At 36.1% G+C, this 14,340-nt stretch carries 15 protein-coding genes and 3 pseudogenes; 1 reads left to right on the plus strand and 17 read right to left on the minus strand.

The annotated features are described in order from the left end of the window. From HMPREF9200_RS07140 to HMPREF9200_RS07175, 8 genes are all read right to left on the minus strand, one after another. A partial coding sequence (locus HMPREF9200_RS07140) for an ABC transporter ATP-binding protein (protein ID WP_009354049.1) occupies nucleotides 1-591 on the minus strand: 591 nt, incomplete at its 3' end. Continuing rightward, entirely contained in the window at nucleotides 578-1,408 is an 831-nt protein-coding gene (locus HMPREF9200_RS07145; protein WP_009354061.1) for an ABC transporter ATP-binding protein, read from the minus strand. The genes HMPREF9200_RS07140 and HMPREF9200_RS07145, both read right to left, overlap by 14 nt. A 9-nt stretch (nucleotides 1,409-1,417) precedes the next feature. Continuing rightward, nucleotides 1,418-2,272, minus strand: a complete 855-nt coding sequence (locus HMPREF9200_RS07150; RefSeq protein WP_009354053.1) for an ABC transporter permease — start codon at nucleotides 2,270-2,272, stop codon at nucleotides 1,418-1,420. Beyond that, on the minus strand, nucleotides 2,269-3,255 hold the full coding sequence (locus tag HMPREF9200_RS07155) for an ABC transporter permease (RefSeq protein ID WP_009354062.1): 987 nt from the start codon (nucleotides 3,253-3,255) through the stop codon (nucleotides 2,269-2,271). The genes HMPREF9200_RS07150 and HMPREF9200_RS07155 overlap by 4 nt, the downstream gene beginning before the upstream one ends. Nucleotides 3,256-3,272: 17 nt before the next feature. After that, nucleotides 3,273-4,865: an ABC transporter substrate-binding protein gene (locus HMPREF9200_RS07160; RefSeq protein WP_038145150.1), complete on the minus strand. Its 1,593-nt coding sequence runs from the start codon at nucleotides 4,863-4,865 to the stop codon at nucleotides 3,273-3,275. Nucleotides 4,866-5,318: 453 nt separating this feature from the next. Next, complete coding sequence (locus tag HMPREF9200_RS07165) at nucleotides 5,319-5,558, minus strand: GlsB/YeaQ/YmgE family stress response membrane protein (protein WP_009354058.1); 240 nt, start codon at nucleotides 5,556-5,558, stop codon at nucleotides 5,319-5,321. 161 nt (nucleotides 5,559-5,719) lie between these two features. Continuing rightward, a complete protein-coding gene (gene rlmD, locus HMPREF9200_RS07170) occupies nucleotides 5,720-7,111 on the minus strand; it encodes a 23S rRNA (uracil(1939)-C(5))-methyltransferase RlmD (RefSeq protein ID WP_009354054.1) in 1,392 nt (463 codons plus the stop codon). A 119-nt stretch (nucleotides 7,112-7,230) separates the two neighbouring features. Next, nucleotides 7,231-8,181 carry an IS481 family transposase gene (locus HMPREF9200_RS07175; RefSeq protein ID WP_009354056.1) on the minus strand — a complete coding sequence of 317 codons (951 nt, stop codon included), beginning with the start codon at nucleotides 8,179-8,181 and terminating at the stop codon, nucleotides 7,231-7,233. Between the two features lie 104 nt (nucleotides 8,182-8,285). Here HMPREF9200_RS07175 and HMPREF9200_RS07180 point away from each other — a divergent pair. Continuing rightward, a pseudogene (locus HMPREF9200_RS07180) lies at nucleotides 8,286-8,518 on the plus strand (endonuclease); the annotation flags it as partial. A gap of 26 nt (nucleotides 8,519-8,544) precedes the next feature. On the opposite strand, the gene HMPREF9200_RS07185 reads toward HMPREF9200_RS07180, so the two are convergent. The 9 genes and pseudogenes from HMPREF9200_RS07185 to HMPREF9200_RS08760 form a co-directional block, all read right to left on the minus strand. Then, nucleotides 8,545-8,889 (minus strand): hypothetical protein, encoded by a 345-nt coding sequence (locus HMPREF9200_RS07185; protein ID WP_038145154.1) that lies wholly within the window; start codon nucleotides 8,887-8,889, stop codon nucleotides 8,545-8,547. A 173-nt stretch (nucleotides 8,890-9,062) separates the two neighbouring features. Then, nucleotides 9,063-10,490, minus strand: coding sequence for a helix-turn-helix domain-containing protein (locus tag HMPREF9200_RS07190; protein ID WP_009354052.1), 1,428 nt, complete (start codon nucleotides 10,488-10,490; stop codon nucleotides 9,063-9,065). 17 nt (nucleotides 10,491-10,507) lie between these two features. Further along, complete coding sequence (locus HMPREF9200_RS07195; RefSeq protein ID WP_038145158.1) at nucleotides 10,508-10,687, minus strand: AbrB/MazE/SpoVT family DNA-binding domain-containing protein; 180 nt, start codon at nucleotides 10,685-10,687, stop codon at nucleotides 10,508-10,510. Between the two features lie 79 nt (nucleotides 10,688-10,766). Next, a pseudogene (locus HMPREF9200_RS07200) lies at nucleotides 10,767-11,676 on the minus strand (DNA topoisomerase); the annotation flags it as partial. A gap of 157 nt (nucleotides 11,677-11,833) precedes the next feature. Next, nucleotides 11,834-12,235, minus strand: coding sequence for a hypothetical protein (locus HMPREF9200_RS07205; protein WP_009354051.1), 402 nt, complete (start codon nucleotides 12,233-12,235; stop codon nucleotides 11,834-11,836). Between the two features lie 543 nt (nucleotides 12,236-12,778). Next, on the minus strand, nucleotides 12,779-13,024 hold the full coding sequence (locus tag HMPREF9200_RS07210) for a hypothetical protein (protein ID WP_255260741.1): 246 nt from the start codon (nucleotides 13,022-13,024) through the stop codon (nucleotides 12,779-12,781). Between the two features lie 209 nt (nucleotides 13,025-13,233). Beyond that, a pseudogene (locus HMPREF9200_RS07215) lies at nucleotides 13,234-13,383 on the minus strand (Maff2 family mobile element protein); the annotation flags it as partial. Nucleotides 13,384-13,386: 3 nt separating this feature from the next. Further along, on the minus strand, nucleotides 13,387-13,623 hold the full coding sequence (locus HMPREF9200_RS07220; RefSeq protein WP_009354055.1) for a hypothetical protein: 237 nt from the start codon (nucleotides 13,621-13,623) through the stop codon (nucleotides 13,387-13,389). A gap of 289 nt (nucleotides 13,624-13,912) precedes the next feature. Then, on the minus strand, nucleotides 13,913-14,340 hold a 428-nt coding region (locus HMPREF9200_RS08760), incomplete at its 5' end, for a hypothetical protein (protein ID WP_009354060.1).

Below are 14,340 nucleotides of genomic sequence, written 5' to 3' on the forward strand. Positions count from 1 at the left end.
CATTTCCACTAATTCTTCACAAACTCGGTTTGCTAAATGACGATTATGCGTAATCAGCACCAATGTCATATTGTGCTTATCTACTTCTTCTAAAATGACAGACCATAATTGCGCTTGTGTAATCGCATCTAAACTAGCGGTAATCTCATCTGCTATCAATACTTTCGTCTGTGGTGAAAGAGCACGTAAAATAGAGATACGTTGTAATTGACCACCAGATAATTCATTAGGCCAACGAGACAACCATTCTCTTTCGATGCCCATACGATCCAATAAGGACTCTGGAATATCCCAAGCTTCATCTAAACTCTTTTTGAGTTTCCATCTAGGGTTTAAGGCTTTTTCAGGATGCTGATAAATCAATTGAATCGGATTGTATCCTTGTATCTCCCGAATGTCTTGCCCATCTAAGATGACACTGCCACTTCGTTGTAGCATATACCCTGCTAAAATTTTAGCTAATGTACTTTTACCATATCCACTAGGCCCCAACAATGCTATGCGCTTACCTTGTTCGATTTGTAAAGACACATCATTCAGCACCAGTTCATCCGCATGATACCCAAAGGTGAGACTTTTAATGTCTAACATCATATCCCTCCTTTGTCATCAAAAATTGTTCAACTTCTGCTTTAGAATAGTCCCTAAACTCATTCTGTGGTAATGCATTAAATAAAGCACGTGTATACGGATGTGTTAACAATTCTGGACTTTGAAAGTTTCTTGCCTCTGTCACATCAATTAATCGGCCATCATAAAATACAGCTACGCGATCTGCCACATGAATGGCCAAATCTAAGTCATGGGTAATGAGCATACAGCTTTTTCCTTCATTCGCCATATCACGGAACATCTGTAAGGCTTGCACAGCATCTTTCATTTCCATACCAGGAGTTGGTTCGTCCGCTACAATAAACTGAGCATGACTAATCAATGCTGTCGATACTAGCACGCGCCGTGCCATACCACCAGATAGTTCAAAGGGATACATACGACTCACACCTTCACGCAATGCTAATTTCGCAAATACGGCTTCTTGTTCCGCCATATTCCCTGTTAGTCCAACAACTTGTTTTCCCACTTTCATAGTCGGATCCAAATAGGTGATCGACTGTGGTACTAGAGCCATCTCTGAACCACGATAGAGTTCTTGTTGCTTTGAAGTTAAAGTTTCTCCCTTATAAAAAATTTTTCCTTCCACAGTAGAGTTATAAGGCAATAATCCCATAATAGCGTGCGCTAATAAGCTTTTTCCTGACCCGCTGGCACCGACCACGGCTAATATTTCTCCTGTATAGACGTTCAATGAAATGTCCTTAATCCCCTGTACATGGTGTTTTGAAAGTTTCCCTTGGTACATTTCAAACGTGACTGCAAGGTTCTCTACCCGCAATAATTCTTCTTTCATGAGAACCTCCTATCGCTGTGAATGTGCAGGGTCGAATAACTCTTTTAAAGCTTCTCCCAATCGATCAAAGAAAAATACCACAACCATTAATGTCATACCAGGGAAAAAGGCCAACCACCATAATCCTAAAGAGATATGACGAATCGATTCAGACAATATGATACCAATAGCTGGTAAGTCTAATGGTAACCCATAGCCTAAAAAGGTAATGCCAGCTTCATGCAAGATAGCATGAGGAAACAATAACACAAGACCAATGATATATTGTGGTAAAACATGTGGCACAAAATGCTCTTTGGCAATACGGAAATAGGAATGACCATAATTACGCGCTGCCAACACATATGGTTCTTTACGAAGTTGCATGACCTCTGCCCGTATCAATCGTGTTAAGCGAGCCCAATGTGTCGCCACCACACCGATGACAACACCTTTCATTCCTCCCCCTAAGGACACAGAAATCATGAGGATTAGCAAAATATGCGGAACCCCCATACATAAATCAACAAGCCACAAGATAAAGGCATCTACTTTTCCACCAAAGGTAGCAGATAAAGTTCCTAGCACCAATGCTATACAAGAACTGACAAAAGCAGCCAATAATCCTACTTGAATACTAATCGATAGACCTTTGATACAACGATATAGCATATCTCTTCCCATATGGTCAGTACCAAATATATATTGCAAGGACGGCTCTGCGTATTTATTGCCATAATTGATTGCATAACTTTCTTCTGGCATAAGTGCCCCTGCAATGGTAATCAATACAAGGACAACAGATACAAAAGATGCTAACAGTAACATTTTTTTACGTCTTGTCCAAGAATGAACAGTCGATACTTCTATTACATCGTCATTCATATCTCATGTCCCCCTTTCCTAATTTCTGGATTCACCACTGCATACAATATATTAGCAATTAAATTGCCAACAAATACAAAAATGGCACTAAAAAATGAAATACCTAATAATAAAGGAACATCGCCTCGCAGGCCTGCCAGTGTCACCGCACTACCCAAACCAGGATAGGAGAATACGACTTCTGTTAAAATGGCACCTCCGAATAATTCGGCAAAGGATGCAAAATGTAGTGTAATCGCTGGAATCATTACATTCCTCAACCCATGTCGTAACACACGTTGCCACAGCGTTTCCCCTCTAGCTTCTGCAAATAACATATAATTAGTGCCTAAACAATCGATCATCTTTTGTCTCGTATGTAGAGTGATAGCAGATACACCCGTAACCGCTAAAGTTAATGCGGGTAAGACCACATGGTATAATCGCTCTGCCCATGTGACATCTGCCCCGATTTTACCAATGGGAGTGGATAAGGCAAAGGGAAACCATTGTAATTCCACTGCAAAAATAAATAGCACCACAATGCCTAACCAAAAGGTTGGTATAGATACGCACAACAAGGAAAACCCATTGATGATTTTATCAATCCATGTTCCCTCGTATACGCCACTGACGATACCAAAGAAAAACCCTACCAATCCAGCTAGTACCCATGAAAGCATCATTAACAAAAGAGTTTCTTGGAACTTCTCAGCAATGACATTAATAACAGGTTCATTGTAAAGGAAGGAAACTCCCCAATTACCTTGTAACAAGTCTGCTGCCCAAATACAGTATCGTTCTACTGGTGGCTTATCAAATTGCCAGAAAGCAGCCATAGCCGCTTTTTGCTCCTCCGTCACAGATAATCCCGAAAAGTACGCATCAATTGGATCAATCGGAGAAATAACTAAGAGCAAAAAGCTAACTACGCTGACAGCAAATATCAAAAGTACCACACGAATAAGTTGTTGTCTAATAAAAGACCAAATTTGCTGATTCATATGTAATCCTTACTATACTATTTCCATTGCCATTGAGAAAGATTTGCTATAATACCCATGCCTTGTCCACGTTGATTAACGCCTACATTACCTAGGTCTAGACCATCACGAACTAAATATGGAACGGATACATTGGCAATCCATAAATATGGTACATCTTCTTTTATACCTGTTTTTCCATCCCATTGAGCCAACTTAAATTCTTTAATCGCTTCATCCCAGCTGTTAGCTGCCAATGCCGCATCAATATGAGCATCTACTGTTGGATTGCTATACATAGCTGGGTTATTAATTACGTTTTTACCAATTTGGGAACTATGGAAATACATGTAAAGAGACAATGGATTAAAGTCACTAGAATTCCAAATTGTAGGTACATTACGAGCAATTTTACGAGCATCAGACCATGCCATAGATTCCGCAATCATATTGATGCCCAATTTTTTTGCATCCGCTGCTAGCGCTACTGCTGTATTATAACGTTGTAAATCGTTGGAACGACCGGAAATTTTAAATTCAGCTTTTACGCCATTTTTTTCACGAATTCCATCACCATCTGTGTCTTTCCATCCAGCATCTTCAAGAATTTTTTTCGCTTCTTCTACACGATTATCTGTGATATTTAATTCTGGATTAACCCATGCTAGCTCTTTGGAATACATGTATGTTGGTTCACCAAATCCATTCAATGCATTTTTGATAATTTCTGCACGATTAATACCAATATTTAAAGCTTTACGAATGGCTGGATCAGACGTAATATTATTACCTACTTTCATACCATTTTCTTCACGTTCTGGTTGTGTTGGAAGATTCAATGTAAAAGAAGCTATAGTTTGCATCGTAAATACTTTCATATTATCTACTTTTGCATTCGCATAGTCAGAGTTCAAGAATAAAACATCCACTTGACCAGATTTAGCCGCTGCTACTGCAGCATCTTCAGCAATATTTAAAACTGTCACTTTTTTTAATTTTGGTTTTTCACCATAATAATATTCATTCGGTTCCATAATTAACTGTTGCTCTTTTTGGAATGCCACTACTTTCCATGGACCAGAACCAATTGGTTGTGAACCGTAAGTTTCTTTATTATACGCATGGGCTGGTACAATCCCCAATGTAGAAGTTATTTCAAGAAATGGAGACCAAGGTTTTTTCAATGTAAATTCTACCGTATAGTCATCTTTTGCCACGACTGATTCCATGAAAGTAAGATCTACATAGCCACCTGCCTTTTGTGCTGTTTCATAAGTAAATACAATATCTTTAGCTGTTAGTGGTTGACCATCAGAGAACTTAACATCATCACGAATTTTAAATGTATAATGCAAGCCATCTGGAGATATGGTTACATCTTTCGCTAAATCCATTTCCAGTTCTTTTTTATCATTTCTTGTATATAACGCAGAGTGGAATGGATCCGCAGCCCACATACCCCATCCACTAGTAGGGTCATAACCACCATTAATCATATATTTCCCCATGGAAATAACAATTTCTCCCTTGGCTGCACGATCAGCTCTCGCCTGATCTGTATTGCCACCGCAACCAGCAATCATTAAAAATGCCATAATCGTGGTTACAAGCATAAATAATCTTTTTAACATAACGTACGCCCTTTCAAAAATAAAATATTTATACCCTAAACTTAAAACCTATATCCTCCTTTCGAATAAAACATAATGATTAAACGGATATATAATTAATCATCTTTATAAAAAATCCATAGTGCACCTATCGTATAAAAAAGATACCCTCTTCTTATATAAATTAGGTAACCACTATTGATTACAAACATCATAAAACAACTTTAGATATATTCTAAAAGACTTTATGAATTAAAACTTTCTAATATCTTATCAGTTCTTTCACCTATATGTAATTATCTTTAATCTTACAATACACGATCGTCATTCGTCAAATAACTTTCGGTTATACGTGAGAAATAAATATATTCTCAAATTAAAAGAAACATAAGTAGTATAAAAGACCATCTATAAATATATATACACGCATCCATATACTAACTTATGTTTCTTCTCTACTTAATTAACATATTTTTACTTTTTCTTTCCAAAGAAAAAAGATACTACAGCAATGACAATCACTGCACCAATGACTGAAGGAATCAAAGCCATCCCAGCTAAGCTTGGCCCCCAAGTGCCAAAAATTGCTTGTCCCACAGAAGAACCTATTAAGCCTGCAATAATTCTAGCAATAATACCCATAGATCCAGCTTTTTTAGTAATTTTACCTGCAATAAATCCAATCAATCCACCAATAATACATGACCAAATCATACTACCCCTCCTTTATAAAATATATATATTTATATGAAAGCACTATACTTAGTAGCTTCTGTAATAAAGATCTCAATTGTATTCTACATCAACTGTGATGATTAATCAAATTCGCTTCCCTCGAACTCTTGGACATCCACTGATATAGGCCGATCTAATGCTTACTGCATGGCTTCACTCCTAGTAAGCAGCGCCACAGCTTCTGTATGATACGTCTGCGGGAACATATCCACTGGTTGAACTTTCACCAATTGGTAGCCCTGTTTTGTCAGTATTTCTATATCTCGTGCCATGGAGGATGGGTTACAAGACACGTACACTATCCGTTCTGGCCCCATCCCAACAGCAGCATGTAATACATCTTCTTTGCAGCCTGCACGGATGGGATCGAATACAATCACATCTGGCTTAATGCCTTGTTTATACAACTTAGGCATTTCCACCGCTGCATCGCCTACGATAAATTCTGTATTATCGTATCCATTTCGTTCTGCATTCTTTTTCGCATCTTTGATGGCAGGCTCAACGATTTCAATTCCAATGACATGTTTTGCTTTGTGAGCCAAGAACAAAGAAATAGTTCCTGTTCCACAATACGCATCTATCACCATTTCACGGCCTTTCAAGTCCGCAAATTCCAAAGCTGTATCATAGAGTACCGTGGTTTGTTCTGGATTCACTTGAAAGAAGGAATGCGGTGACAACTGAAAGGATAAATCTTTAATATAATCCGTAATTTGGTCTTTTCCATAAATGGTACGATTCGTAGGTCCTAAGATCACATTCGTTTGTTTCGGATTGTGATTCACTACGATGGATGTCACTTGTGGTAAAGCCTGTACAATCTGATTCACTAATTCTTGCTCCTGCGGAATACTAGCTGTACGGCTTACGAGAATAACCATCCATTCGTCTTTGCCAATCCGCCCTATAACATGACGAATCACACCTCTTTCGGTATGCTCATCATAAGGCTCGATACCTAATTCATTCATAGCCTCGTAGCAAACTTTACGAATCTCATCATTGCCTACATCTTGAATAGGGCAATGTTCATGGTTAATGATGCTATGGGATCCCTTTTGGTAAAATCCCATACGAATTTTATCTACGGTTCCACCTACAGGCATTTGCATCTTATTCCGATATCTCCATGGTTCTTCTGGCCCTATGCAAGGTAATACTAACTCTGGGTCACATTTAGCAATCCGTTCGATAACGGCTTTCACAGATTCTGTTTTTAGTCGTAATTGTTCTGTATAGGACGCATGTTGTAATTGGCAGCCCCCACAATTGCCATATACCTCACATTGCGGGTCCACTCGCTCTGCAGATGGTGTGAGCACCTCTACAATATCTCCTACAGCATAATTCTTTTTGACTATAGTAATCTTCACTTGCACCGCTTCATTCGGTAAAGCATAGGGCACAAATACTGTAAACCCTTCGTATCTGCCTACCCCTTCGCCACTACTGCCGGTGCCGCGAATCTCTATCGTATATGTATGTCCAACGCACACCGGTGCTTTCTGTTGTTTCTTCTTCTCACTCATCTATATATCCTTATACACAATGTAATCGTTTGTATCAATGTATTTCCTTTTATTATATCATTTTTTATGTCTTCTTAATACGGATTCTAACATCATCGCTAGTAAAAGCTCTACAGTAGTCAAACATTTGTGACACAACCTCCTAAAGATTTATTTAAGAAGTACTCTGCTATATATTCATTGGGTGATTTAAACCCCAATACTTTCTGTGCTATGTTATTATATCTACTTGCATATCGTTGATGTGCCTTTAAAAGAGCATTAAGACTCCTAAACTTTCTTATATAGAATCTCTCTCCATCAACCTTATGGCTTCGCTCTACCTTTCCATTTTGCCATGGAGAAAATGGACGTATTAGCTTATGTTTTATCCCTAATTTACGTAATACGCGATCAAACAAACACTCTCGCTCCTTAAGACCATAATTAGTAAACTCTCGTCCATTATCTGTCTGTATCGTATGTATTTTAAAGCCCATACGAGCCTCTAAATCTACTAAGAATCTACTCGTATTAGTTACGCTCTTCTCGTCTACAATGGATAGTATACGTTTCCTAGAGTATTCATCTATAGCCGTAATTTGGTAGTATTTAATGCCATTAGTGTCAAATAGTAAGCACTCATTAGGTACATATTTAATATCAATTTGAACTTTTTCACCTGGATATGTAACTACATCAGGCTTCCAATTGCTTTTATAATATTGTTTAGATTCCTTTGTCTTAGGTATATGCCTGCGTATTTGACAGCACATCGATCCATAGGAGCGAGTATATCCGCGTTTCTTAGCTTCTATATATACTTGTGCCAACCCTTCATGCTTAAATTTCGAGTATACACGCTTAATTAGCGATAACTCTTCTGCTATATGTTGATTCGGATGTGAGTGAGGTCTACGGCTCTTTAACCGTAAGGATGCAATCGTTCCATCATAGCGCTTTACCCAACGTTGTACTTGTTGTCTACTTGTATTATACCGTCTAGCTGCTTCAGCATTGTTTTTATGTTTGATAGCATATTCACAAATTAGTTTACGAAAGCGTAATTCTTCAGTTATAATAGATGACATAAGAAGGCCCCTCCTTTGAGATAATGATTCGGTTTAGCAACTTTCATTATAATAGAGAGCCTTCTTATTTTTTATTTTTGTCACAAATATATTATACTCTTACATTTTTCGAAAAATACAAAGCTCAGATTACCATATATGAAAATGCCCTTCCAGAGCTTAAAAAATCATATTCCAAGCTGCCAAATTCAAAGGATATTTTGGACAGACTTGATAAATTGCAAGAAAAGAAGAATACCCTCATGCAAGAGTATTCGTCCTCAAAAACCAGATGAACGAGCTTTACAAGATACGGAAAAATTATGGGATTTATTTGGGTAAGGAGATGGCGAGATAACCAGCTCCTTATTAACCCCTACTACATTAAACATCATTCATACATTGTAAAATCTCATAATTCTGAACATGCATCTCATTATTTAGTAAGTTATATTTTTTATTTTCTAAAACTTTTATATTTATATTCGAATTAATGCTATAATCTTTTTCTAAAAATCCTATTGCCGAAACAATTAACTGGCTAAATTGATCTGATGATTCCATAATATACTCGACTAATGTCTGTTTTTTCTCTTGGTCTGTCTCTACATTATTAGAGCTATCAAAAATCATCGGAAATGTTATTCCTTCAGGATTAAATTTCTGTTTTAAATCATTTTTCGGAGAACTCACAAGCTCCAAAATGTTATAAAAATCATTTATTCGCATTTTTACCTTCTTCTTTTTTCCAAACAAAAAAGGTGGTTAGATTTTACTCTAATCACCTTTTGATTCTGTGTATTGCAACTTACTGCAACTTAATTTTTCTGCTACAAAACCTTATTGCATGGTACTTTTAAAAATCAATTACCTACTAAAAATCATGGTTCTGCAACTTACTTTTACTCGTTAAGTTCCCAATGACCATTATTTCCACTACCTACATATTGCAAATTATCTATTTCCTTCAAAGTTCTTTGTATCGTCTTTACACTTACCCCTGCACCTTCTGCAATAGCCTGTCTTGTAATTTTATTATTTAATCTTATTTGTGTTTTTATAAATTTAATCAGTTCATCTCTGCCCTGAGGGACATCGTGAGGGACACTGTGAGGGACATCTTGAGGGACATTCCCTCCACCCACCTTTTGCGTCGCTATCTTCTTCAAAGGAATAATCGTTCTAAATATATCTCCTTCCTCAAATAGCGGATTTTGTCCTGAATAAAGCTGTGTGTACTTGTAGGTATTTCTCATTCCTGAGCCTAATTCATCAGCAAGACCTATTTCTCTAAACACCTTTGATATAGCAGGGTTTTTAGGAAATGGCTCAAATTTCTGTAAGTCTAATGCTCCCATACCATGAGCCAAGTTGCTGTTTTCAACAGTAATTCTCTCATCATCAATAATCATCTTTGCAGGATACCCACTTGAATAATCCCTATGAGCCAATGTATTGGAAACTATCTCTCTAAGTATCCTATCTCTTGCATTGACATTGACTATTCCGTCCAATACAAATAAATCATTCAAATGCTTTTGCCCAAACTCAATAAGCATATCATAGCTATCAATCAGATTCGTTATGACAACATCTCTATCATCATATCTATCCTTGTTTTCAACTCTGAATATACCATCAGTTTTGTGCTGTGGAAGAACGGACATAATAGAGTTGTCTTTTCCAAATAACAGAATAGCTGCTAATGTAATTCCCTCGCGCTTTGTTTCCGGATCGGTCAGTATCAAATTGGCACTTCTAAGAAGTTCTTCATTGCTCATATTCGCCCAAACATGATTTTTATTTCGGAAAACAGCCATTTTCTTAGCTTTATCAATAACAGAAGCATCAAGAAAATCAATATCAAGATTCGGATATACTTTATTAATAAAATAGCTTCCTTGCTTTCTTGCGTATAGCTTATATACAAGTTCGGAATGGTCTGTTATATTGATGTCTCCCTCATAAGACCTATCCCAAATTCTTCCATTATGCCTGCACACCTGATAGCCTTCCGGAACTCTGATGTAAATTACTTTTTTCTCGTCTATATCAAAGATTTCAGGGAGCAAATAAAGTGGCGGATACATCTTTTGCGGATTATTGATCGCCGTAGTAAATTCCTTAATCACTTTATCAACTTTCTCTTTACTAACACCAACAATCTCTCTTTTATCATTTACACCAAGTAAAATATGTCCACCATTTCTATTATTGAAAGAACATACTGTATCAAAGACATCTTTGGTTAAAGCATTTTTGGATTCTTTAAACTCGACATCTATCTTCTCTCCATTTTGAATTAACTTCTTTATTTCATCTATCATCATCTGCTTTTCACCACCCTTTATTTCCCAATGTTTTCTTCAATAAAAACTTCGGAATTTAGAATTTCAACTCTATCTTTATTGACTACAAAAGTAACATAATCTCCATTTTCTAAATTCAAAAGTTCTCTTATCCTTTTCGGGATAGTAACCTGTCCTTTTGCCATAACTTTTACTGTAGCCATAAATATATCTTTCATACTTCCTTTCACCCTATTTTTCCTACAAAATATTATAATATTTTTAGGGCATTTGTTCCACTCTGAAATTAGTTGTCTCTTACTTACTATATGTCAGAACAGTCTCTTTTATCTCATTTTCAACCGCTTCTAAAAATTCTTCCTTTGATGATTTTCCTGGAGCAATATCGGATAGCTCCATTTCCCCACTTTGCTGTTGTTTCTGCTGGCTTAAATGTATCAGATACTATTGTTACGAGGCTAACTCCTTTATGTGTGGCTACAAAGATTTTTCTTATTTCTTTCTACAAATCCTTTAAAGATCAGGTTTCAATAATCCCTGCTCTTGTTGCAGGAGTACCAAGTCCTTTTCTTTCCATTTCCACACCTTTTTCAAGTACGTCATTTCCTGTAATCTCCATAGCCTTTAAAAGCGTATCTTCAGTAAAGTATTTCGGAGGTTGGGGAAATTTTTCTTTAACCTCTTTATTTTCCAACGCTCAAAACATCACCAACACTTACATCGGACAATACAGTATTTTCACTCTTTTTTGATTTGTATTCTTTAAGGTATTTGCTAAAGTCTTCATCTTTAATTACCTTACCTGAACTTGTAAGTTCAAAACCGTCAAATGAAGCTACAATCTTTGCTATATTTTCAATCAGAGGATAGCCTACACTTGCATTAAATTTATCGGATATAAGGAAGTAACCTTTTGCTTCACTTAAAGGTAATTCAGAAACATCTTTTTTTACGGAACTGATTGTCGGTATGATTGCATGATTGTCCGTAACCTTTTAGAGTTAAATACTACCTTGATACGCTCTGTATCAAAGTCATTTTTACCCAAAGTGTTGTTGACTGTACTCACAATCATATCCTCTGTTAAACACCTGCTGTCTGTTCTGGGGTAAGTAATCAGTTTCTTTTCATACAGACTTTGAGTATAGTCAAGTGTCTACTTGGCACTATATTCAAAATAGTTATTGCACTTCCTTTCAAGCGTAGAACCATTTTGCGTTTTTATCATGAAATGCCCGGACCAAATTAAGGATTGCAAACACTATTGACCCTATTCCCAATATCATCCACATAAATACCCCCTCCCCGACAAATTTAAGTTCACGTCTATACAAATCCTTTTTATCTTTATAAACTGGGATTTATCAAGACAAAAAGTCTTGAGCTTCTCTTCTTATTTCTTCATCAATATCCTTATTATGAACAATGTCATTTAAAATCGCAAAGTATACCTGTTGCTCTTGCTCTCCGTTTTTCACTCTGTTCAACATCCAAATAGTGTGCATAGTGGGACATCGTTTGATAGAAGAGATTAAGAGAGGTTCATATCCCTGCTTATAAAATTTTTCTACAAAATGGACAATCGAACCCGGTGCTCCAAAATCAGAAAGTGGGTGTCGCTCTATAAATTGTAATAGTGGTTCCACTGCTTTAATGCCAATACCACTTTCTTCAATTTCCTGTATACAATCATCCATTATTTCAATGAAATTATCTGTATCTATTTCGTTTTCCATTCTTTCAATTAAGTTATTTAGCTTGCTCATCGTCATCCCTCAGAAATTCAAATTTAATAAATAGGCTTCCCTATTTTTATTTTTCTACGCCATTCTGATGCCAATACATCATCTGCTAAGTATTCATCCATTTCGACAATTAAATCGTTTTCTACTCTAATAAAACTTACCACATGAAATGATACGCTTTTATACTTCAAAAATAGTTGACACACCAGAATAATAATATTATTAGTTTTATCAATGCGTTCTATCTTCCCATCCCAATCTCATGGATATTCACAATTAGCTTTAATATATTATTCAACAGTAAACATTTCATTGGTACAATGGCTTTTTATAATAGCATCATCTCGGAAATATGTCCTCAATTTTATTTTGTGAAACTATATCATCAAAAAAGGTTTCTATATTCAAATCATCCACCTCCATAAATTCAATGTCCTCTATCTCTTTCTTTTCATCTCCTTGACCTAACTGTCAAGAAGCATCCCTCGCTCTGAAGAGCTCGGTCAATTCTAGTTTGCTTATATTATTTTAACATACTCAATATCTAAACAAATAGAATCTCCACTAACCATTACTAAATTCTCCAGCGGCAAAACTATGGGATTCTCCATCAATATTCACAGTATAAATCGATAATCTGCAGATCTGATTGTTGAACGAATCTTTTATCAATACAATTTCTCCAGTCTCTTTCCATGTGTATTTAAATATGCTTTTACCAAAAAGAATTGTATCATAACTTCCAGTAACTTCGTGCTGCCAAGTTTTTGATTTATACATTTTCATTGCAACTATACTTTTCAACTCCATGTTTGCTTCATTCTGCGCTCATTAATATATGCCAGAGGGGTTTATAGCTTATATGCATATTTTCTGCCTTTCTCTTGTGTCATCTATCACTAATGATCCTTTTTCTATTATATCAGCACTCTTGCTAACTCATAAACATTTCTTGGCACAATCGTCTGTTCCTTCTGGATTGTGCTTTTCCTTTCTTTTCTTGTTTACATCTACCTATCCATCAGCTGCTTTATACCTTGGCTCTTAGCACCGGGATTGTCATTACCATATCCTTCCATCAAGTTGATAACGCTCCATGCTCCAAGTCCTGCACCTACTGCCATAACCAAAATCTTTAATACATTAACTGCCTATATAAAAAACGCTATAAGTTATTCCTCCTCGTTTTCTTCTTTCTTTTCAATCTTGTTATATGACTTCACTACAAAGTTTTTGTAAGTTTTTCCCTCTTTTTCAGCTTTTTCTCTATAGGTTGCAAAGTTAATATACTCCTTGCCTTTACCGTACTTTTTTACAAGCGTGAAGTTTACAACTTCTACTTTCTCTCCTTCATTTTCAAAACTTGAGAAAGTAGGCTCTGCCAATAAGTTGGCGTTGATGTTAATCATTTCTTACTTCATTAAAAATTTCTTCTTTTCAATAAAAAAAGCGACCGGAGTTTTTCTTTTCCAATCGCTAACGCTCATACTATTTGATTATTTCCTTTGTGGGACTTCTGATCCTTATCATCTTGCCTCCTGATTTTGGGTAAAATAAAAGACGATAGATTTTCTTTCTTTCTATCGTCTCAGGTACTATTTCTATTTGATTTTTCTGTCAGATATACTGGGAGTTGAAAACATCTCCGATTTGCACAAAACTTAAAATATTCTTCTCTAATCTTCTCTAATGGATAAATTAAAGTTGTTCGTTAGAACAGAATGCATTTCGATTTGTCCATATCAATCCTAGCAAATCGGCTTCTACAACTTCATCGTAAACATTCTCATCGATAAATTTCACACAAGCACATTGAGTATAATCTCTTCCGCACTTGTTACATCTATCTTGATTAATTTTATAAAATGGAGCACTTCCAATTTTATGTTCTAACAATTCATCTCTCTCCCCTTTAGTCATATTAAACTGTACATATATACGCCCATCTTCTATCCACATTTTTCTAATTTTATTGGGGTGAATAATAAGTCTTTTGAAGCACACTACATCACCATGAATCAAAGTAAATTTATCAGGATAATTCTCTCCTACTTTAAACTTATTATTTTCTTGATATATAGTCTCAATCCACTCTTCAAACGTCACATCAGATAATTTAGGAATAG

It is taken from the genome of Veillonella sp. oral taxon 780 str. F0422 (assembly GCF_000221605.1).
GTDB lineage: Bacteria > Bacillota > Negativicutes > Veillonellales > Veillonellaceae > F0422.

What these genes read in the sequence shown, in the direction of transcription:
- HMPREF9200_RS07145 (WP_009354061.1), bottom strand. Translation starts at nt 1,408, where the DNA reads ATGAAAGAAGAATTATTGCGGGTAGAGAACCTTGCAGTCACGTTTGAA.
- HMPREF9200_RS07150 (WP_009354053.1), bottom strand. Translation starts at nt 2,272, where the DNA reads ATGAATGACGATGTAATAGAAGTATCGACTGTTCATTCTTGGACAAGA.
- HMPREF9200_RS07155 (WP_009354062.1), bottom strand. Translation starts at nt 3,255, where the DNA reads ATGAATCAGCAAATTTGGTCTTTTATTAGACAACAACTTATTCGTGTG.
- HMPREF9200_RS07160 (WP_038145150.1), bottom strand. Translation starts at nt 4,865, where the DNA reads ATGTTAAAAAGATTATTTATGCTTGTAACCACGATTATGGCATTTTTA.
- HMPREF9200_RS07165 (WP_009354058.1), bottom strand. Translation starts at nt 5,558, where the DNA reads ATGATTTGGTCATGTATTATTGGTGGATTGATTGGATTTATTGCAGGT.
- rlmD (WP_009354054.1), bottom strand. Translation starts at nt 7,111, where the DNA reads ATGAGTGAGAAGAAGAAACAACAGAAAGCACCGGTGTGCGTTGGACAT.
- HMPREF9200_RS07175 (WP_009354056.1), bottom strand. Translation starts at nt 8,181, where the DNA reads ATGTCATCTATTATAACTGAAGAATTACGCTTTCGTAAACTAATTTGT.
- HMPREF9200_RS07185 (WP_038145154.1), bottom strand. Translation starts at nt 8,889, where the DNA reads ATGCGAATAAATGATTTTTATAACATTTTGGAGCTTGTGAGTTCTCCG.
- HMPREF9200_RS07190 (WP_009354052.1), bottom strand. Translation starts at nt 10,490, where the DNA reads ATGATGATAGATGAAATAAAGAAGTTAATTCAAAATGGAGAGAAGATA.
- HMPREF9200_RS07195 (WP_038145158.1), bottom strand. Translation starts at nt 10,687, where the DNA reads ATGAAAGATATATTTATGGCTACAGTAAAAGTTATGGCAAAAGGACAG.
- HMPREF9200_RS07205 (WP_009354051.1), bottom strand. Translation starts at nt 12,235, where the DNA reads ATGAGCAAGCTAAATAACTTAATTGAAAGAATGGAAAACGAAATAGAT.
- HMPREF9200_RS07210 (WP_255260741.1), bottom strand. Translation starts at nt 13,024, where the DNA reads ATGGAGTTGAAAAGTATAGTTGCAATGAAAATGTATAAATCAAAAACT.
- HMPREF9200_RS07220 (WP_009354055.1), bottom strand. Translation starts at nt 13,623, where the DNA reads ATGATTAACATCAACGCCAACTTATTGGCAGAGCCTACTTTCTCAAGT.